This window comes from Paenibacillus paludis, assembly GCF_042610515.1.
GTDB lineage: Bacteria > Bacillota > Bacilli > Paenibacillales > Paenibacillaceae > Paenibacillus_AQ.
Genome location: NZ_JBGJZP010000013.1, coordinates 65,528 through 85,815, shown reverse-complemented (window position 1 = coordinate 85,815; position 20,288 = coordinate 65,528). Strand labels below are relative to the sequence as shown.

The 20,288-nt window shown below is 54.1% G+C and carries 15 protein-coding genes; all 15 read left to right on the top strand.

Going from position 1 to position 20,288, the window contains the following annotated elements; all coding sequences use genetic code 11:
• Positions 1 to 106 precede the first annotated feature (106 nt).
• Positions 107 to 1,153 (top strand): inositol 2-dehydrogenase, encoded by a 1,047-nt coding sequence (iolG, locus tag ACAN56_RS22720; RefSeq protein WP_379145844.1) that lies wholly within the window; start codon positions 107 to 109, stop codon positions 1,151 to 1,153.
• 38 nt (positions 1,154 to 1,191) lie between these two features.
• Positions 1,192 to 2,022 (top strand): 5-deoxy-glucuronate isomerase, encoded by an 831-nt coding sequence (gene iolB, locus ACAN56_RS22715; protein ID WP_379145843.1) that lies wholly within the window; start codon positions 1,192 to 1,194, stop codon positions 2,020 to 2,022.
• A 176-nt stretch (positions 2,023 to 2,198) separates the two neighbouring features.
• Positions 2,199 to 3,209, top strand: coding sequence for a LacI family DNA-binding transcriptional regulator (locus tag ACAN56_RS22710; protein ID WP_379145842.1), 1,011 nt, complete (start codon positions 2,199 to 2,201; stop codon positions 3,207 to 3,209).
• A 356-nt stretch (positions 3,210 to 3,565) separates the two neighbouring features.
• The gene (gene iolC, locus ACAN56_RS22705; RefSeq protein ID WP_379145841.1) at positions 3,566 to 4,576 is read left to right on the top strand and encodes a 5-dehydro-2-deoxygluconokinase; all 1,011 of its coding nucleotides are present in this window, start codon (positions 3,566 to 3,568) and stop codon (positions 4,574 to 4,576) included.
• A gap of 103 nt (positions 4,577 to 4,679) precedes the next feature.
• Positions 4,680 to 6,140 (top strand): CoA-acylating methylmalonate-semialdehyde dehydrogenase, encoded by a 1,461-nt coding sequence (locus tag ACAN56_RS22700; protein ID WP_379145840.1) that lies wholly within the window; start codon positions 4,680 to 4,682, stop codon positions 6,138 to 6,140.
• Between the two features lie 26 nt (positions 6,141 to 6,166).
• Positions 6,167 to 8,137: a 3D-(3,5/4)-trihydroxycyclohexane-1,2-dione acylhydrolase (decyclizing) gene (gene iolD, locus ACAN56_RS22695; protein ID WP_379145839.1), complete on the top strand. Its 1,971-nt coding sequence runs from the start codon at positions 6,167 to 6,169 to the stop codon at positions 8,135 to 8,137.
• Positions 8,138 to 8,175: 38 nt separating this feature from the next.
• Entirely contained in the window at positions 8,176 to 9,072 is an 897-nt protein-coding gene (iolE, locus tag ACAN56_RS22690; protein ID WP_379145918.1) for a myo-inosose-2 dehydratase, read from the top strand.
• A 365-nt stretch (positions 9,073 to 9,437) separates the two neighbouring features.
• Positions 9,438 to 11,690 (top strand): helix-turn-helix domain-containing protein, encoded by a 2,253-nt coding sequence (locus tag ACAN56_RS22685; protein WP_379145838.1) that lies wholly within the window; start codon positions 9,438 to 9,440, stop codon positions 11,688 to 11,690.
• A 403-nt stretch (positions 11,691 to 12,093) separates the two neighbouring features.
• On the top strand, positions 12,094 to 13,707 hold the full coding sequence (locus ACAN56_RS22680) for an extracellular solute-binding protein (protein ID WP_379145837.1): 1,614 nt from the start codon (positions 12,094 to 12,096) through the stop codon (positions 13,705 to 13,707).
• A 72-nt stretch (positions 13,708 to 13,779) separates the two neighbouring features.
• Positions 13,780 to 14,682, top strand: a complete 903-nt coding sequence (locus tag ACAN56_RS22675; RefSeq protein WP_379145836.1) for an ABC transporter permease — start codon at positions 13,780 to 13,782, stop codon at positions 14,680 to 14,682.
• Positions 14,683 to 14,707: 25 nt separating this feature from the next.
• On the top strand, positions 14,708 to 15,580 hold the full coding sequence (locus ACAN56_RS22670; RefSeq protein ID WP_340895433.1) for a carbohydrate ABC transporter permease: 873 nt from the start codon (positions 14,708 to 14,710) through the stop codon (positions 15,578 to 15,580).
• A 26-nt stretch (positions 15,581 to 15,606) separates the two neighbouring features.
• Positions 15,607 to 16,557 carry a sugar phosphate isomerase/epimerase family protein gene (locus ACAN56_RS22665; protein WP_379145835.1) on the top strand — a complete coding sequence of 317 codons (951 nt, stop codon included), beginning with the start codon at positions 15,607 to 15,609 and terminating at the stop codon, positions 16,555 to 16,557.
• 5 nt (positions 16,558 to 16,562) lie between these two features.
• Positions 16,563 to 16,925 carry a hypothetical protein gene (locus tag ACAN56_RS22660; RefSeq protein WP_379145834.1) on the top strand — a complete coding sequence of 121 codons (363 nt, stop codon included), beginning with the start codon at positions 16,563 to 16,565 and terminating at the stop codon, positions 16,923 to 16,925.
• Between the two features lie 107 nt (positions 16,926 to 17,032).
• Complete coding sequence (locus tag ACAN56_RS22655) at positions 17,033 to 18,781, top strand: hypothetical protein (RefSeq protein ID WP_379145833.1); 1,749 nt, start codon at positions 17,033 to 17,035, stop codon at positions 18,779 to 18,781.
• Positions 18,782 to 18,870: 89 nt separating this feature from the next.
• Entirely contained in the window at positions 18,871 to 20,262 is a 1,392-nt protein-coding gene (locus ACAN56_RS22650) for an MATE family efflux transporter (RefSeq protein ID WP_038584802.1), read from the top strand.
• Positions 20,263 to 20,288: the final 26 nt, after the last annotated feature.

Here is a 20,288-nt window from a genome sequence, read left to right as displayed (position 1 = left end):
CGCCGATATTACAGGCGGCGAAAGATTTGCTTGAGACTTCAGTGGTGCTTGGAGTATACTGTTCTCGGGATGGTTAAGCGCTTACCTCAAAGGAGGATAAGCGAACATGGTAAATCCAATCGTAGTAGGCATTATCGGGGCGGGCAGAATCGGCCGCCTGCATGCGGATAATCTGCGCGTAATGCCGTCGTTTAAGCTGAAATCAATCGCCGAGGCTGTGGTGAGCGAGGAATTGCTGGCCTGGGCGGAGAGCCGGAGCCTTGGCTCCGTATTTGTAAATGGGGAAGCTATTCTGAATGACCCTGAGATCGAGGCGGTGTTTATTTGCACACCGACGGATACCCACGCAAGCTGGATTGAGCAGGCAGCCCGCGCCGGGAAGCATATTTTCTGTGAGAAGCCGATCAGCCTGTCGTCGGCGCAGACCAGCCGGGCACTGCAAATTGCAGAGGAAGAAGGCGTACTGCTTCAGGTCGGCTTCAACCGCCGTATGGACCCCAGCTTCCGCAAGCTCAAGCAGCTGGTCCAGTCAGGAGAACTGGGCAGTCCGCATATTGTGAAGATCACCTCGCGTGATCCGCAGCCTCCCGGCGAGGCTTATGTGCGTTCGTCCGGCGGAATGTTTATGGATATGACAATTCACGATTTTGATATGGCCCGCTACCTGATGGGCGAGGAAGTAGCCGAAGTGTATACCCGGGGGGCCAATCTGGTCGATCCGATGTTCGGGCGCTGCGGAGATGTAGACACGGCTGTCATCACCTTGACCTTTGCCAGTGGCGCGATCTGCGTCATAGATAACAGCCGGAAGGCTGTCTATGGTTATGATCAGCGGGTGGAGGTATTTGGTTCGCAGGGCTCGGCCACCGCCGACAACTGCCGCCCGACCACAGTGGAGGTGTCCACTGCGGCTTCGGTCACCCGCGATCAGCCGCAGCATTTCTTCCTGGAGCGGTACAACCAGGCCTTCATCGATGAGGTTGCCGCATTCGCACAGGCGATCACCCTGCAGGAGCCGTTAATCTGCTGCGGTCTTGACGGGCAGCAGGCTGAGCGGATTGCCGAGGCCGCCATGGAATCGCACCGGACCGGGCTTCCGGTCAAGCTGTCTGCGTGTGCCGGAGAGGGAATATCGGTGATACAGGCATTGTAAGCGGATGCATAGTTTAAATATGGAGGAGGACGGTGAGGATGTCCGATCTAATCATTAAGGCCGGGGCGCCCGGCAAGGATGGACTGGTGGCGTCAGTGAGCAAAGAAAGCGCCGGATGGAAATACGTTGGGTTTGAAGTGTTTCAGCTGCAGGCTGGAGATACGCTGAACCGCAGCGCGGAAGGGAACGAAATCTGCCTGGTGCTGCTGGCGGGCAAGGCGGATGTAAGGGTAGACGGCCAGTTGTTCGCCGGTATCGGCGGGCGTATGTCTGTGTTTGAGGATTTGCCGCCGTATGCGGTGTATGTCCCGGCAGGAGGGCATTATGAAGTTACAGCCTTGACGGAGCTGGAGCTGGCCGCTTGTCTTGCGCCGGGGACAGGCAAATATGCACCGCGGCTGATCGCCCCGTCCGATACTGTGGCCGAGGACCGCGGTTCAGGCAGCATGTCGCGCCGGGTGGTCAACATCCTGCCTGAGCAGAGCGAGGCCGAGAGTCTGCTGGTCGTCGAGGTGCGCACGGGCGGCGGCAACTGGTCCAGCTATCCCCCGCACAGACATGACCGGGATAATCTGCCGGCGGAGTCCTATCTGGAGGAGACCTACTATCACCGGGTGAATCCCGCCCATGGCTTTGTAATGCAGCGTGTGTACAACGACGACCGCAGCCTTGATGAGACCATGGCCGTGCCCGACCGCAGCATCGTGCTGGTTCCGGAGGGCTATCACCCGGTATCCGCACCGCCGGGCTATGATTCTTATTATCTCAACGTAATGGCAGGCCCGGTCCGTACATGGGTTTTTCACAACGATCCGGAGCATGAATGGCTGTTCAGGAAGCAGCAGCAAAAACCGGATGAGAGGGAATAAAGGGCAGGTATAAGAGGAGGCTTCCGCATGGCGGAGGCCTCCTCTTGTGCGGTTATCCTGGCTTTAAACTCAGCCGCTGCCCTCAAGTCTCCGGCACTGCTGAATAGACACTGTCAGCCTAGTTCCCTATAATCGAGGTATAAGATGGCATGAACGTAAAGGCGGGCTAACTAACGATGAAACCTACGATATATGATGTGGCACGGGAAGCGGGAGTCTCAATCGCTACGGTGTCCAAGGTATTGAACAAGAGCGGGCGGATCAGCGATAAGACACGGGAGAAGGTCCACCGGATCATGGAGGAGCTGAATTACCAGCCGAGCCTGGTGGCCTCTGCGCTGACGAGCCGCCGGACGGGAACGATCGGGCTGATGATTCCCGATATCGCCAATCCCTTTTTTGCCGAGACAGCCCGCGGCATTGAGGATTATGCCCAGGAACAGGGGAGCGACTTAATCGTGTGCAGTACGGACCGCAGCGATGAGAAGGCGGCCAGATATATCTCGCTGCTCTTGCGCAAACGGGTGGATGGCCTGATCATTGCTTCTCATCCCGGTAATCCCGATCTGATCCGCCGTCTGCTGGCCGATCATGTGCCGTTCGTGCTGTTCTCGGCCGATATCCGGATGATGGAGAGCAACAGTGTCACGGTGGATGACTATAAGGGAGGCTATCAGGCGACGGAATATTTGCTGTCCCTGGGACATCGCAGGCTGGGCATCATCTCCGACAATTTGCCGGGGAGCAAGCTGCGCGCGGAAGGCTTCCTTGATGCGTTGAAGGCGGCAGGTATTCCCTTCGACAATCCGGCCAATATGACACATACTTCGGCCACACTGGAGAATGGCCGCAAAGCGGCAGCGGCGATGCTGGACCAGGCGGCCGAGCACCGGCCGACAGCGATATTTGCCTGCAACGATCTGCTGGCGATCGGGGTATTGAAGGAGGCACGCGGCGCAGGCTTGTCCATTCCCCGCGATCTGTCTGTAGTGGGCTTTGACAATACAATGCTGGCTGAGATTTGTCATCCCTCCTTGACCAGCATCGCCCAGCCCCTGCGCGAGATGACGGAGCAGGCCATGATTCTGCTGAACGAATCCATCGGCAATCCGGAGAGTCCCAAGCGCAAGATCATGCTGATGCCGGAACTCGTTGTCCGTCATTCCACGGGTCCGGCCCCGCGTTAAGAAGAAATAGCCGCTGCAACCTGAGAAAAAGCCCAATCCTATCTGAAGACCTGTCCCCCTGCTTTGCGGCGGAGGAGAGGTCTTTTTTTGTATGTTTTCGGGGTTCCCGCTTTGTTTTTTCGCTTCTTTACCGGCCCATAGGCTTGGGACATGGTATCGCTTTCAAATTCAGGATTGCCAAACCGGAGCTTCTAAACTATACTAAAGGAGAAAATTAGGTTAAGCGCTTACCCTCCTCCCGGTGATTTATGTTTGTTTTTTAATGATTTTTAATTGATCCCTGTTCGTCCCATCCATTTTACTCCATCTTTCTTATTCATTCTTTTCTCTGAAGTTTTTTTCAAGGAGGCGTCACTATGAACGGTTTACAGTTTGATCCCGCCCGGCTGCTGGATTTAATCGCCGTCGGCCGGCTCTGTATTGATTTGAACGCCAATGAAACCGGAAGACCTATGGAAGAGACAATGACCTTTACCAAATATGTCGGAGGCTCTCCTGCTAATATCGTGATCGGTACGGCGCGGTTAGGGATGCGCACCGGTTTCATCGGCAAAATTGCCGATGACCAAATGGGCCGTTTCATCCGGACCTATCTGCAGAACAATGGCATTGACGACAGCCAGGTGACGGTTGACCGGACCGGTGCGGTGACAGGGCTTGCTTTTACAGAAATCAAAAGCCCCCAGGAATGCAGCATTCTGATGTACCGGGACCATGCAGCGGATTTGCTGCTGAACACAGAGGAGATTTCGGAAGAATATATCGGGAAGTCCAAAGCGCTGTTGATCTCAGGCACCGCACTGGCGCAGAGCCCCTCCCGTGAGGCGGTGTTTCTGGCGCTGGAATTTGCCCGCAAGCATAACGTCACCGTATTTTTTGATCTGGATTACCGCCCTTACACCTGGAAATCGGCAGCAGAAACGGCTGTCTACTATAATCTGGCCGCAGAGAAATGCGACTGCATCATCGGTACCCGCGAGGAATTCAATATGATGGAGAGCTTGTACAATGTGACAGGCGCAGACGATGAGGCAACGGCCAGCCGCTGGTTCTCGCATCAAGCGAAGCTGGTCGTCATCAAACATGGCGGGAGCGGCTCCATCTCCTACACAGCAGACGGGCAGACGCACCGGAGCGGCATTTTTCCTGCCAAGGTGCTGAAGACGTTCGGAGCCGGAGATTCTTATGCCTCGGCCTTCATCCACAGTCTGATGCGCGGCGAAAGCGTCAGCGAGGCCATGCGCCGCGGCAGCGCCTCAGCCTCGATCGTCATCTCACGGCATAGCTGCTCAGACGCGATGCCAACCTTGGGTGAATTGGAAGCGTTCTTATTATCTAACGAGGAAATCACTGCAGGTGCAGAGTAAGCAGAACAGCAGAAGCTTGAGAACACAAACTAAACTCAGACCGCACAGCTATGCAGCAATACATTAGCAGCATCACATCACTAGAGACGAAGGAGTGGGCAGGATGGCACAGCAAAGCGTGCAAGTGCTGAACAACTATATTGACGGGCAATGGGTAGAGGCAGATACGAAGCTGACGGAGCCGGTGTATAATCCGGCCACTGGTGAGGAGCTGGCCAGAGTTCCGCTTTCCGGCAGAGCCGATGTTGACCGGGCTGTGGCAGCGGCAAAAGCGGCTTTTGCAGACTGGTCCAAAACGCCGGTGCCGCGTAGAGCGCGGATCTTATTCAAATATCAGCAGCTTTTGGTGGAGAATTGGGATGAACTGGCTCAGACCATTACGCTGGAGAATGGAAAAAGCTTCAAAGAGGCTTACGGCGAGGTGCAGCGCGGTATCGAGTGTGTGGAGTTTGCGGCTGGTGCGCCAACGCTGATGATGGGCCGGCAGCTGCCGGATATCGCGACAGGCATCGAGTCCGGCATGTACCGCTATCCTATCGGTGTGGTCGGCGGCATCACTCCGTTTAATTTTCCGATGATGGTGCCCTGCTGGATGTTCCCGCTGGCCATTGCCTGTGGGAACACCTTTGTGCTGAAGCCCTCCGAACGCACGCCGCTGCTGGCGGCGCGTCTGGCCGAACTGCTGGAGGAAGCCGGACTGCCGAAGGGCGTACTCAATGTGGTAAACGGTGCACATGAGGTGGTGAACGGCCTGCTGGAGCATCCCGATGTCAAGGCGATTTCCTTTGTCGGCTCACAGCCGGTGGCCGAGTATGTCTACAAAAAGGGAACAGCGCATTTGAAGCGGGTTCAGGCACTGGCTGGGGCGAAGAATCATTCTATCGTGCTGGCAGACGCGAACCTCGAAGCTTCCGCAACGCAAATTGTTAACGCAGCTTTTGGCTCTGCCGGGGAGCGCTGTATGGCTTGCTCTGTGGTAACGGTGCAGGAAGAGGCCGCTGATGAGCTGATTTCGATCCTGCTGCGCGAATGCGACCGGATGACCATTGGTAATGGACTGGACGAAGATACGTTTCTTGGACCGGTCATCCGCCAAAGTCATAAGGACAAAACGGCCGTCTATATTGAACAGGGAATGGCTGAGGGGGCGAATTTGCTCAGGGACGGCCGGGAAGACGCTGCTGTGCAAGGACCGGGTTATTTTATCGGCCCGACGGTGTTTGACGGGGTGACCAGGGCCATGAAAATCTGGCAGGAGGAAATCTTCGCGCCTGTCCTGTCGGTAATCCGGGTCAAGGATGTGGAAGAGGCGGTTGAAATCGCCAATGCCTCGCGTTTTGCCAATGGGGCCTGTATTTTTACGAATGACGGCGGGAAAGTGCGTTATTTCCGCGAGCATATCGAGTCAGGCATGCTTGGTGTCAATGTCGGGGTGCCGGCACCGATGGCCTTTTTCCCTTTCTCTGGCTGGAAGGATTCCTTCTACGGTGATCTCCATGCGAACGGAAGCGACGGGGTTGAATTTTACACACGCAAGAAAGTCGTCACTGCCCGCTGGCAGTAACAAAAGGGCGAAAGGAGGAAATTCATGTGACACGAATCAGATTAACGACGGCGCAGGCGCTGGTGAAATTTTTGGATCAGCAATATGTGGATTTTGGCGGCGGGCCGGAGCGGTTCGTACACGGCATATTCACAGTTTTCGGCCACGGCAATGTACTCGGCTTGGGGCAGGCGCTGCAGGAATCACCGGGTGAACTGACGGTCTACCAGGGAAGGAACGAGCAGGGAATGGTTCATGCGGCGACCGCATTCGCCAAGCAGAGCCGCAGGCGGCGGATTATGGCTTGTACCGCTTCCGTTGGGCCGGGTTCGGCCAATATGCTGACGGCTGCCGCGACGGCGACGGCGAATCAGATTCCCGTCCTGCTGCTGCCCGGCGACACCTTTGCCACCCGTCAACCCGATCCGGTGCTGCAGCAGATGGAGCATACCTACAATCTGTCGATCACAGTCAATGATGCCTTCAAGGCGGTGAGCAAATATTGGGACCGGATTTACCGGCCGGAGCAGCTGATGACAGCACTGCTGAACGCCATGCGGGTGCTGACCGATCAAGCCGACACCGGGGCGGTTACGATCGCACTGCCGCAGGATGTACAAGGAGAAGCCTGGGACTATCCGCTTGATTTCTTCCGCAAGCGTATCCACAGGATCGCCTCCCGTCTTGCCCGCCCGGATGAAATCGAAGCGGCAGCCGGGCTTATTGCCGGTAAACAGCGGCCTTTGCTGGTCTGCGGAGGCGGAGTCCGGTATGGGGATGCCGGAGCAGACTTGCGCGCTTTCGCGGAGAAATTTGCCATCCCGTTCGGTGAGACGCAAGCCGGAAAAAGTGCGGTGGCAAGCGACTGCGCCTACAATCTCGGCGGCATAGGCGTCACTGGCAATGGCTGCGCCAATACGCTGGCTCAAGCTGCGGATCTGGTGATCGGTGTCGGCACCCGGTTCACGGATTTCACCACAGGCTCGAAGAGCCTGTTCGCTCATCCTGAGGTGGAGTTTCTGACGATCAACGCCTCTCCCTATCATGCCGCCAAGCTGGATGCGCTTGCCGTAGTCTGCGATGCTGCCGAAGGTTTGAAGGCGTTATCTGCAGCGTTGGAAGAGCGCGGTTACCGCTCTGCCTATACGGACGAGATCATAGAGGCAAAGAGGGCATGGGCAGAGGAGCGAAAGCGTCTGGCTGGCGTGGAGTATTCCGTGAAGGAGGGAGCTATGAAAGAGGCGGCAGACCGCCCGGCAGGTTTTTTTGTGCCGGAAATTGCCGGACATCTGGATGAGAAGCTCCCCGAGTATGCGGCAAAGCTGAATACTTCGCTGACGCAAACACAGGTACTTGGGATACTCAATGAATATCTCCCGGAAGACGCTATCGTCATCGGAGCGGCAGGCAGCCTGCCGGGCGACATGCAGCGGATGTGGAATTCTGCGGTGGCTGATACTTACCATATGGAATACGGCTTTTCGTGTATGGGATATGAAATTTCCGGGGCGCTTGGCGTGAAATTGGCTGAACCCGAGCGGGAGGTATACGCCCTGGTCGGCGACGGCAGCTATCAGATGCTGCATTCGGAACTGGTAACCAGCCTTCAGGAGAATAAGAAGATCAATGTCATCCTGCTCGACAATGCGGGGTTTGGCTGCATCAACAATCTGCAGATGGAACAAGGATTGGACAGCATGGCGACTGAATTCCGCCATCGCGGCCCGGACGGCCAGCTGAGTGGCGAACTGATGCACATCGACTATGCGGCCAGCGCCGCGGGCTATGGGGTCAAGACCTTTCGTGCCGTGACGACCGGGCAGCTGCGCAGCGCTTTGGACGCAGCCCGGGGGCAGGAGCGCTCCACGCTGATCGATATCAAGGTACTGCCCAAGACAATGACACATGGCTACGGAGCCTGGTGGCATGTTGGTGTACCGGAAGTGTCCGGCAGCGAAGCCGTGCAGGCCGCTTACGGGCAAAAGCTCGGACAGCTGGATAAGGCGCGCAGCTATTGACAGAGCTATTAGTGAAAATGGAAGGGGTAGAATCGATGATGTTCAAAGAACATGCGGTCCGGCTTGCGATTGCTCCCATCGCCTGGACCAATGACGATATGCCTGAACTGGGACGGGACAATACCTTTGAGCAGTGCATCAGCGAGATGGCGCTTGCCGGATATCAGGGAAGCGAGGTGGGCAATAAGTATCCGCGTTCTCCGGACCGGCTGCACCGGGCGCTGGAGCTTCGCGGACTTCAGATTGCCAGCGCCTGGTTCAGTGCGTACCTGACTGTGCGCCCTTATGAGGAGACCGCAGAAGCCTTTTGCGCGCACCGTGATTTTCTGCATGAGATGGGAGCCAAAGTGATTGTCGTTTCCGAGCAGGGGCGGAGCATTCAAGGGCAAATGGATACGCCGCTGTTCGCCGGCAAGCCTGTGTTCACGGAAGCGGAGTGGGCGGCACTCGCGGAAGGCCTGGGCGGGCTGGGCCGACTGGCCGCAGACAAGGATATGACACTTGTATATCACCATCACATGGGGACGGGGGTGCAGACGGGGGCCGAGATTGCTAGGCTGATGGAACTCACGGAACCCGGTGAGGTCTCCCTGCTGTTCGATACCGGCCATCTGGCCTTTGCCGGCGAGAATCCCTTGGAGGTGCTGCGTGCCCATCTGCCGCGGATTAAACATGTGCATTTGAAGGATATCCGCCCGGAAATTACCCGGCGTGTCCTGCGGGAGCAGCTCAGTTTCCTGCAGGCTGTAAAGGAGGGAGCGTTCACCGTACCCGGCGACGGGTGCATCGCGTTTGCTGAGATCTTTGCCGAATTGGCCGCGTCCTCCTATACGGGATGGTTTGTGGTGGAAGCGGAGCAGGACCCGGCGCTTGCTGATCCTCTTGAATATGCGATGAAGGCGCGCCGCTACATCAGAGAAATCAGCGGTTTGTAAACCGCTTGGACAGCAGCTAGCCTATGTTCGGCAGCTGCCCAGGCGGATGTGTATGCGGGGTTGCGCGGCTGCGGCTGTGCGCACCCCGCCTTTTTCATTCCATAGGAGAGTGTGTTCTTCTGTCGGTGCATTGGCACACGCTAAGCTTGATGTGTGGAAGGTCATGATGCAGCGAATATGGGAGAAAAGACTTTGATTAATCCATTATTTGCCTTGTTGGCCGGGCCTTGAGCGCATGTGCTATAATGGCAGCAATTCGGGCGGATACTCCGTCTATGAAAGCGCATCCAAGTATTAGGAGCTGCGTGCACACGAGCGGCCGAACTGCGTTCTGGTATCCTAACGGTTGTGGAGGGGGTTGTCTATTGTTCCGTACCTGGTATCGCCGATTGCTGCTATCCTATTTTCCTATCTTTTTGCTTACCGTGACGATCCTGATTTTTGCCTCGTTTGTGTTTATCAATGACATTTCCCGGATGGAAACCAAGAAAGCGGACCGCATCTCTGCCAGCTATCTCATGGATAATGTGGACCGGAGTATCAAAGAGGTCCAAATGTCGGTGCTGGAGGCTGTTGAACGCAGTGATGCTTACAAGCGATATTTTAATAACCAAGGTCAGGCGGATACGGGGGCAATCTATGCTGTTGCCCAGAGCCTCCGCAACCTGACCCATGAATCTGCCTACATTCAATCGATCTATCTGTACGACAAGATAAATGAAAGCGTTTTAACAGAAACTGGTTTAAAGGAGCTTTCCGGATTTATAGACGAAGGCTGGATCAGACGCATAACCTCCGGCGCGTTGCAGGAAGGCTGGCAGCCCGTCAGAGAATATAAGGTTGAGTTCGTTCAGCGTACGCCAATACGTGTGCTTACTATCAATAAAGCGATGCCTCTTCCCTTCGGCGCGGAGGGGGTGCTGGTCATCAATATCAAAATGAGCGGGATTGAGCAGCTTGTCGACAGCATGGTCAACGAACAGCTCTCCTTCCTGACCATTCTTGGCAGCGATGGACAGACCGTGTATCAGGCTCATTCAGACAGCGAAGGTGCTGCTAGCGGCAAACTGTTGAACACGCTCTATCTGGAGAGGCTCGGCTGGACGTTCTCCAGCGGAATCAAGGCAGGAAACCTGTTCGGCTGGGTTTCTGTGATTTCCTATCTCTGGGTGGCGATTGCCGTTGGAACGGTGGTATGTGCGGTTTTGTACCTGGTGTATGTTACCCGGCGCAATTATAAACCGATTCAGGTGATTATGAACCGGATTGAAGGCCATCAGATCCGGAGGATGGACCAATCGACTGACAGGCCTGACGAAATGATGCTCATTGACGGGGTGCTGGAGGATCTGATCAACAACATGACGGATTATGATAAAAAAAGCAGGGAGAATCTGCTGCTGCAGCGCAGCAAGCTGTTCACCGATCTGCTGAACAGCGAGCGGCTGGACAATGTCATTCAGAGGATGGAGGAGCTGTCGCCGCTCACCGGCGCCCACTCCTCATCGCGCTTTACGGTTGTGCTCAGCGAAATTAACCGCTATGAGCAGGTATTTGAGGACCGCTATACAAGGGGTGACCAGAATACGCTCAAGTTTGCCCTGATGAATGTTTTTCAGGAATTGGCGCGAAGTGCGGAGCTTCAAGGCTGGGCGGAGTGGATCGGGACGCAGCGGGCAGCGATTCTCTTCCTGGCGACCGGAAGCGATGAAGAGATGACCGGAAAAATCCGCATATTCGCCGAGAATTGCCGCTCCTGGGTAGAACAGAATTTGCGCATCTCGCTCAGCTTCGGCATCGGACCGGCTGCAGCCGGTCCCGGCTCGATTCGGGAGTCTTATGCAGCGGCTGAATATGTAATGCAGCACAAGCTGCTGATGCACGAAGACATCGCTTTGGCGGAATGCGGGGAAGCCCGCCAGCCGCTGCTTGAAACGTATAAATATCTGCAGATGATTGCCGAATTTGTCAAGCAGTTCCGGATGTCGAGCGGCCAATGGCGGGAGCAGCTAGAGCGGATTTTTGTAGCGTTTGAACAGGATTTTCTGCAGGATGACGATATCCGCTCACTAATTCAGGCTATGCTCCAGATGCTGAGCCGGGAAGTGGCCGTAATGTCAGAGCAGCTGCAGGACGAACTGTCGGCGGAGAAAACTTCGATACGGTTGAAGGGGCTGGAAGAGGCCGAATCTATTGATGAGGTGAAGAGTATTCTGTTTGAATATTTGACCGATTTATTCCGCACCTATGTCTCTGTCAGCGAGACCAAAAGCTACCGGGCCATGGTCAACGAGATGAAGAATTATATAGAAGAGAACTTTGCCAATCCCGATCTTTCGCTGAAGCATTTAAGCGACCGGTTTCAGGTATCCGGCAAATATGCCAGCTATCTGTTCAAAACGGAATTTAAAATGAAATTTGTTGATTTCGTAACGGAGCTGCGGATGAAGGAAGCCGAACAACTGCTGCTGGAGACGGAATATTCGCTGCAGGATATCGCGCTCCAGGTGGGCTACGCGAATGCCATTACGTTCGGAAGGGTATTCAAACGGGTTGCCGGAATCACGCCGGGTGATTACCGCTCTTTGAAGCGCGGCCGCGGAGCTTCCAGAACTTGAGGCCGCATGTTTTGTTTAAGGCACATCCAGAGGCAGCTGCTGCTTGTCGGTACAGAAGGTGAAACGTTGAATTCATTTTTGGTAGTTGGGCCGCATTCCTGCTCGCAAACCTCCGTCAGGAGCATGCAAACACGGATGCGGTCTTTATTTTTACACTTTTGAAAGCGGTTTATCATACGAAAATGGTTGGTCCGATAAACCGGAAGTCCGAATTTGCGGCAAGGGGAATATCCGAAACAGGTTTATTGTCAGAGCGCCGAAAGTTATGGAATACTGGGGGCATCCCGGAACAACAAGCGGCCAAGCAGCACCTCAGATGGATTCCGCTTAGGGACGGACAGGTTGAAGGCTCGGGGATCATAAAGTCACCATTAAAGCCTGCAAAGGCGAAGGAGATGGAACAATGACAGTGAACGTAAACCAAAGAGTTCTGAAGAAAGCAATCGGCATCGGATTGACTGCGGTAATGGGGGTAACTCTGCTGGCCGGATGCTCCTCCGACTCTAAAAACAACACGGCAAACGGGGGAGCGAAAGCAGAAGGGGACAGCGCCAAGCGGGTCACCCTCAAGGTGGAGGTATTTGACCGCGGCAACAGCCCGGCACCGCATACGATCACCAACAACTATTTAACTAAGCTGGTGCAGGAAAAGTTCGGTGATCCGAATAACATTGATGTCGAATTTGTACCGGTTCAGCGCTCTGAGGAAGTTACGAAGCTGAATGTGTTGATGGCGAGCAATACCGATGTGCCCGATATCGTGTTTACGTATGATTCCAGTGTATTTTACCGCTACGCCCAGCAGGGCGGTCTGACCGATGTCGGAGCGCTGCTCGATGAATATGGTCCGAACCTGAAAAAGTTTATTGGTGAGGATACGCTGGCATTCGGCCAGCTCGAAGATAAGCAATATGCAATCCCGGGCAAACGGGCGATCACGGGCCGCTACAGCTCCTACATCCGCCAGGATTGGCTCGATAAACTGGGCTTGCCTGTGCCAAAGACGACTGATGAACTGTACACTACTTTGAAAGCGTTTAAAGAGAAGGACCCGGGCGGTCTCGGCAGCAAAAACATCCCTATGGGCATGGCGCTGGCTCCGGCCCAGTTTGAAACGCTGATCTATTCCTTCATGAAGCCGGTCAACGGCGATCTTACCTACAGTCAACGTTATGAGCTGCCGCTTCACGACGGCTTCAAGGATGCTTTGCAATTTCTGAATAAGCTGTACAACGAAGGACTGGTCAGCAAGGACTTCAGTCTGGATGAGAATAAAACCCAACTCGCCAAAGATATCCAGAACGGCAATATAGGCTACTGGTCGGAAGATGTGGATGTCTTGTTCTACGCCGATGGTACCTTGGATAATCTCTACAAAAATGTGGAAGGCAGCAAGGTGCTTCCCGTAGATGTGTTAACCAACGCCAATGTTGACAACAAGCATATTAAATCCCGCTATGCCTCCAACGGTATGTATATCATGATTCCGAAGAGCAGCGAGCGTGCTGTGGAAGCGGTTAAATACTTGGATTGGATGGCCTCCGGCAATAATCTGATTGATATGTACAGCGGCGTTGAGGGAGAGAACTATGACATGGTAGACGGCATTCCGGTGGTCAAAGCAGATGTCTCCCAGGAGTTTGCCGACCGTCTGTTTAACGCCGGTGACATGGCCATTATCTCCAACGGCAAAAACATCGGCGACCAGGCCACTAACGAAAAAGCTTGGGTAAGCGGCTTCCCGGAACGCAACCAAGACATGCTGAAGCAATCGATCGCGATTGCCAACACCGACACGGTCGGCCCGATCGTCTTCGGCAAACCGATTGAAGCGGAATCCCAATACGGCACTACACTCAATGACAAACTAGCCGTGATCATTGTAAAGACAGCAATGGCTAAGCCGGAGCAGTTTGAATCGATTTACGAGCAAGAAATGAAGGATTACATGTCCCTGGGCGGAGATAAGCTGAAGCAAGAACTGGAGCAGGGCCTTAAGGAGCTTTCGGCTAAATAAACAAATAAAGTGAAAACCGGGGGGAGGTGGGATATCGCTCCACCCGGTTTTTCTCCATAGGAGGAAACCGACTTGAGCAAAGCGACATACTTTAGACGGTATTGGCAACTTTACGCGCTGCTTTCGCTGCCTATTATTTATTTCGTGATTTTCCGTTACGGCCCTATGTATGGTGTGCAAATTGCTTTTAAGGATTTCAATCTGTTCCAGGGAATCAGCGGCAGTGAGTGGATCGGCTTCGACGCCTTCCGCGAGGTCTTTGGAATGAGGGAGTTCTACAGTACCCTGCGCAATACGTTTATGCTGAATTTTCTGGATTTGCTGGTCTCTTTCCCGGCTCCGATCATCCTGGCGATTATGCTGTATGAAATCCGGTCGGTATGGTTCAAAAAAATATCGCAGACCATTCTCTACATCCCCCACTTTATTTCCTGGGTGATCATCGGGGGGATCGTCTATCAATTGTTCGGCAACCAGTCCGGTATGATAAACGGTGTGCTGGAGAGTCTGGGGCTCAACCCCATTCCGTTTCTGACGGAAAAAAATCCGTGGCTGATTACTTATCTGTTCACAGGTGTCTGGCAAAGTGCCGGTTGGGGAACCATCCTTTATCTGGCTGCATTAACCGGTGTCAACAGGGAGCTGTTTGAAGCTGCCGAAGTGGATGGAGCGACAAGGCTGAAGAAAATCCGCTATATTACGCTTCCCAGCATTAAACCAACCATCGTGACTCTACTAATCCTTAATCTCGGAAAAATGGTCAGCATCGGCTTTGACCGTCCTTACATTATCGGGAATACAGCTGTGCGTGAATATTCCGATGTACTCAGTACCTTTGTGTACCGGATCGGTCTGGAATCCGGCCAATATACGCTGGCTACTGTTGTCGGATTGTTCCAGGCGGTGGTGGGGCTGGTCTTCATTCTCGGGTCCAACTATATTTCGAAAAAAGTGACCGGCGACGGCATTCTATGATAAAGAAGGAAGGAGGCGGAGTGCTATGAGTGAACGTACCTCAAACCGGATATTTGATATCGTCAATATTACGTGTGTTATCTTGTTCGTTCTGTTCTGTCTGGCTCCATTTTTGCACGTAATTGCTGTGTCGCTCAGTTCCAACCGGGCAATCACTTCCGGTGAAGTGACGATTTTCCCCATTGAAGTGAACTGGAATGCGTACATCAAGGTATTTTCTGACAATGCAATGATCCGCTCGCTCGTTTTCACGATTATTCTGACGGTTGCCACCACGGTGCTGTGTATGCTCTTCACTATCGCAGCAGCCTATCCGCTGACCAAAAGCAAACTGAAGGGCCGCAAGTTTTTTATGTATGTTATCATCATCACCATGTTTTTCAGCGGCGGCATCATTCCTGAATATTTGCTGATCCGTGATTTGCATATGCTCAATTCGGTCTGGGCGCTTATTCTGCCTGGCCTGGTCAGTCCCTTTAACCTGATCATTTTGATTTCCTTCTTCAATAACATTCCGCCAAGCCTGGAGGAATCGGCCGAAATTGATGGCAGCTCCCATTTTCGCACACTGATGAGCATTGTCCTGCCGCTGTCCATGCCGGTTATGGCCACGTTGTCCCTCTTCTATGCGGTGGGAAGGTGGAACGGTTTCCAGGATTCGCTGATGTATATTAACAATCCGGATCTTTATCCGCTCCAGCTCAAGCTGTTCCAGATGGTGCAGAACAATATGGTTTCTGAACTGACCCAGATGGAAGGTGCCAACCGGACTGCGCTGACACCGGAGAGCCTCAAGGCGGCAACGGTCATCTTTGCTACAGTGCCGATCCTTGCCGTATATCCGTGGCTGCAGAAATATTTTGTCAGCGGAGTTATGCTTGGTGCCGTCAAGGGCTGAACCGGAAGGTGTAAAGAAAGGAGAACATGGTTGTGGAGGACAAAGGAGCATTCTCATTCTCAACTTGCTGGAATATTAAGCGCCACAATGACGGCGGCGCGATGCTGCGGGAAATCCGCGATCTTGGATTTCGGCGGGTGGAGCTGAACTATAATGTCACTAAAGAAATGCTGACAACGATTGAGCCGATGATCGAGCGGGGGGAGATTGGCATATCCAGTGTTCATAACACATTCCCCCACGTTGCGGACCCCGATTATGGCACGGATTCTGTGCTGCTCGGCTTTCAGGAGAAGGAGAAGCGGCAGCGGGCGGTTGAGCTGCTGGTCCGTTCGGCCGAATACGCGCAGCGCTACGGCGGTGAAGCAGTTGTTGTACATCCCGGCGAAGTGCCTTTTCCGAATGATATCGGCAAGGAGCTGGAGCAGCTCTACAGCGGGCAGGGCAGGAATTCGGAAGCTTACCGCAGCAAATGGGCGGAGCTGTTGGAACGGCGGGAAGCATACAGCGCCGGCTATGTGCAGACGATTATCGAAAGCCTGGATAAAGTATGCAACCGGGCGGTTTCCAAGGGCCTAAATATCCGTTTTGGCATTGAAACACGCTCCAAGCCGCAGCAAATTCCGACGCTCTCGGAAGCGAAAACAGTAATAAGGGCCTTAGAGGGGGCGCCTGTGGGCATCTGGTATGACACCGGCCATGCCATTATGATGGATCGGCTGGGGTTGTATGACAGCGTGGGGGAAATGGAAGAACTGATGGATGATATTGTGGGCGTTCATATCCACGAAACCATTGGCCTCTCCGACCATTGGTGTCCCTATGTGAACAGCGGGAATATGGATTTCTATGACGCATATTTGCCGATGATTGAGCGGGCGCAGGTCAAGGTGTACGAGCTGAAGGCGGACTGCCGGCAAGAAGAAATCCATGAAAGCCATCGCCTGCTTGCTGCTAAGCTGGCGGGCAGAGGGTAGGCCAAATGCTGAACGCTGAGGATCGCAAGCTGGCTGCTCTGTATGCGCCGCGCTTATTGTTCGATCAGAACGAGCCGTTCTTCCCGGTGCGCATTGGCGTAACCGTGCTGCGGGAGGACGGGGTTTCTCCGTCCTTCCGGCGCCGTCTGGCAATGAGCCGTCCTGAGGTGGAAACCGTTCTGGAATACGCCATTTATTACGATTATGATATTCAGCATCTCTATGATCTGGAGCATGTGTGGGTTTATATCGGCAAGAATGGAGAAACGGCGGATGTCGAGGTCAGCTTTCACGGGAAATACTTGAAAGGGCTGCTGCGCCGCTCCGCCAATTTAAGCGGAACGCGGGCCGGTTGTATCCTGGAATGAGCTGTTTGCGGAAATTCCCGGACGAATCAGAAATGAGCTGAAACGGCTGTAGACTTGCTGTCACAGCCCAGGTATGCCGCAGAATGCTTAAATTGGAGGGAATTACAATGTATAAGCAACTGGTGGACAGTAATGACATAGCGGTGGAGGAAGGACTATCCCGGCAGGTGCTTGATCAAGAGAGCCGCTATTATGGAGGGACTCTTGATCCGGGCACAGGTGTTGCCTGGGTCAATCACACAACCGGCACGCCGACCGACATGTGTTATTGGGGGGCTGCACTGGCGAATCCCGATTCCAAGTACTACCGGGATGAACGGCTGCTGGACCGGCTGCGGCTGGCGGCGGAATTTGTGCTGCGCGCCCAGCATAAGGATGGCTCCATCTCCCCGGGCTGGACGAATTATCATTCTCCGCCGGATACGGCCTTTGTCATCGTAGGCTATGCTCAGCTATACCAGTTGCTGGCCCGGCTGGAGTGGGTGCCGCTTCAGCCGGTGCTGGACAATATGCGGCTGTTTCTTAAACGGACTATTCCCGTCATGCTGACTGGAGGCTGCCATACTCCGAATCACCGCTGGGTGCTGTGCGCAGCACTTGGATTTCTGCATGAGCTGTTTGGACTGGAAGAGGCCGTGCAGCGGGCGGATCAGTGGCTGGCAGAAGGGATGGATATTACTCCGGATGGAGAATGGACGGAGCGGAGCAACGGTATCTACAGTGCAGTCAGCGACATCATGCTGATTCATGCCGCCCGTTTGCTGGACCGGCCGCAGCTGCTGGAGCCGGTCCGCTTGAATCTGCGCATGATGGTCTATCTGGTCCATCCTTCAGGCGAGGTCGTTACCGATTATTCCGGGCGGCAGGATCTGGGAAGCGTTCACGATCTGTCTCCTTATTATTTGCCGTATGCGATTCTGGCCCGTTCCGACAACGATGCTGTATTCGCAGGCATGGCTGAATGGGCAGGCCAAATGCTTGCTGATCCGGGGGTCTGCTCCGTCAACGTGCTGGTGCGGATGCTGCTGGAGCCGGAGCTTCAGCAGCCGTTTGAGGCACCGGCGGCCCTTCCCGTGACATATGAGAAAATACTGAACGGCGATTTTCAGCGGCATGGCTATTTGCAGAATATAGAGGCTGCCGGCCATCAGGGCCGGATCAGCCACAGCCGCCTGCATACCGATTTCGGAGCGCCCGTTGCCCGTTACAGGGACGGCAACACCAGCGTGACGCTGATTACGGAGACGCCGTCTTTTTTTGCGCTCCGCCACGGTGCTGTGCGGCTGCTGGCCGTACAGCTGGCTTCTTACTTTTATCCGGGATTTGTGCCGATGCAGGAAATGACCCGGCTGCCTGAAGGATACCTCCTGGCGGGAGAGCAGAAGAAGGGCTATTACGGCCCGGTCGCTGAAGCGCTTCTTCCACAAACATCAGGGACGCCGGTCAGCCCCTGGTATTTGCTCCCGCACCAGAGCCGTCCTCTGACGCATGAACAGACGTTTCGCGTAGAGGCAGAGGTTCAGCGTACGGACACAGGATGGACAATCCGGCTGCACAGTGAAGAACCAGGGGAGGTCATGACCCAGCTGTCCTTCATCTTTGGACAGGAAGGAAAATTCACTTCAGGAGAGCTTCAGACTGTAGAAGAGGACTGCTATCTCTGGAGCGGCGGCGACCTTCGTTATACCTGTAGTGAGGACTGGATTGAACTAACGGGGGGCGAGTCGGGCCATCTGGCGACTTCGGTACGCGAGGCGAAACTGCAGAACAACTGCAAGGCGGTGCTGGTTAACATTATGACCCCGTTCGATAAGACGTTCACTCTGACTCTCTCTCCTTCTATGATAAGAGGATAACAGCTGCAACAATCGGCAGCTTCCTTGACTTCTGTACTTCATATGTTAGAATTACGAGGCCCAAATTCTAATATAAAGAAGTGAAGTTTATGCTAGAGCCTAAGGTAAAGGTGAAACAGGGCAGCCTGTTTCTCGACAAGCATTTTTCCGGAGAATCCATTGACTATCGCCAGATCATCTCACTATTTATTCCTCTTCTGGTTGATCAGGCATTTGTAGTTGGTCTGAATCTAGTGAATACGGCGATGATCAGCTCGTCCGGTGTGGCGGCGATCAGCGCTGTGAATATGATAGACTCGCTTAATATTTTTCTGATCAGTGTATTTATTGCAGTTTCAACAGGGGGGACCGTTGTGGTCGCCCAGTATAAGGGGAGCGGTAACGAGCTTATGGTCTCCAAGGCCACTGCAGGTGCAGTATCCTCCGTATCTATGATGGCCTTTTTCATCGGCCTGTTCGGGATTGTATTTCACGGTCCGCTGCTGAATGTACTGTTCGGTGCAGCTTCGCCGGAAGTTATGGACAATGCGAGAACGTACCTGATCGGGAGCAGCTTGTCCTATTTGGGCATTGCTGTTGTAGAAGCCGTATGCGGCGCCCTGCGCGGAATCGGAAGGACGAGGGCGTCGCTGGTGCTTTCGCTGATTATGAACCTGGTCTATGTGCTGCTGAACTTTGTATTTATCAACGGACTGCATATGGGTGTATTCGGCATGACCGTTGCGATTAATATATCCAGATATTTGGCGGCCGTCTGCGCGCTGGTCTATCTGTTCCGGCTGGATAGCAGCCTGCATGTGAAGATCCGCGATCTGCTGGCCTTGAACTGGACGATGCTCAAAAGAATCATGTCGATCGGCCTGCCGTTTGCCGCAGAGCAGATGTTTTTTAACGGGGGGAAGATTCTGACCCAGATCTTCATTGTCAGCCTGGGCACCTATGCGATTGCTACGAATGCCATCTCATCTACCTTGGCCGGGGTCATGCAGATTCCCGCCAATGCCTTGTCTCTGACGCTCATTACGGTGGTGGGTCAATGTATGGGCAGCAGGAATGTAAAAGACGCCCGGAAATTCGTCAAATCGTTTCTCTGGTTGTCTTCGGCATCCTTTGTCCTGATGGCCTTGCTTATTTTTCCGTTTTTCCATCCGCTGGTGTCACTGTTTCATCCACCCGCCGAGATTGTCGGGGATATCTTCCTTGTCTTTCTGATTAATTCGCTGGCGCAGATCCCGCTGTGGTCGGTCAGCTTCATTACGCCTTCGGCGCTTAGAGCGGCAGGAGACTCGAAATTCACCTCTATGGTGTCGATGCTGTCCATGTGGCTGTTCCGCGTAGTGCTGGGATATGTCCTGGGTATCGTACTTAATATGGGCATAGTCGGGGTATGGCTGGCGATGAACTGCGAGTGGGGCGTGCGGGGCTTCATCTTCCTGCGGCGTTTCCTTGGAGAGAAGTGGGTGAAGCACCGGGTCATCTAGATAGACATTGAAACCCTGCTTCCATC

Coding starts and splice junctions, on each gene's coding strand:
- ACAN56_RS22710 (WP_379145842.1), top strand. CDS start 2,199: ATGAAACCTACGATATATGATGTGGCACGGGAAGCGGGAGTCTCAATC.
- ACAN56_RS22660 (WP_379145834.1), top strand. CDS start 16,563: ATGCTGAACGCTGAGGATCGCAAGCTGGCTGCTCTGTATGCGCCGCGC.
- ACAN56_RS22650 (WP_038584802.1), top strand. CDS start 18,871: ATGCTAGAGCCTAAGGTAAAGGTGAAACAGGGCAGCCTGTTTCTCGAC.
- iolG (WP_379145844.1), top strand. CDS start 107: ATGGTAAATCCAATCGTAGTAGGCATTATCGGGGCGGGCAGAATCGGC.
- iolB (WP_379145843.1), top strand. CDS start 1,192: ATGTCCGATCTAATCATTAAGGCCGGGGCGCCCGGCAAGGATGGACTG.
- iolC (WP_379145841.1), top strand. CDS start 3,566: ATGAACGGTTTACAGTTTGATCCCGCCCGGCTGCTGGATTTAATCGCC.
- iolE (WP_379145918.1), top strand. CDS start 8,176: ATGTTCAAAGAACATGCGGTCCGGCTTGCGATTGCTCCCATCGCCTGG.
- ACAN56_RS22680 (WP_379145837.1), top strand. CDS start 12,094: ATGACAGTGAACGTAAACCAAAGAGTTCTGAAGAAAGCAATCGGCATC.
- ACAN56_RS22700 (WP_379145840.1), top strand. CDS start 4,680: ATGGCACAGCAAAGCGTGCAAGTGCTGAACAACTATATTGACGGGCAA.
- ACAN56_RS22655 (WP_379145833.1), top strand. CDS start 17,033: ATGTATAAGCAACTGGTGGACAGTAATGACATAGCGGTGGAGGAAGGA.
- ACAN56_RS22670 (WP_340895433.1), top strand. CDS start 14,708: ATGAGTGAACGTACCTCAAACCGGATATTTGATATCGTCAATATTACG.
- ACAN56_RS22665 (WP_379145835.1), top strand. CDS start 15,607: ATGGTTGTGGAGGACAAAGGAGCATTCTCATTCTCAACTTGCTGGAAT.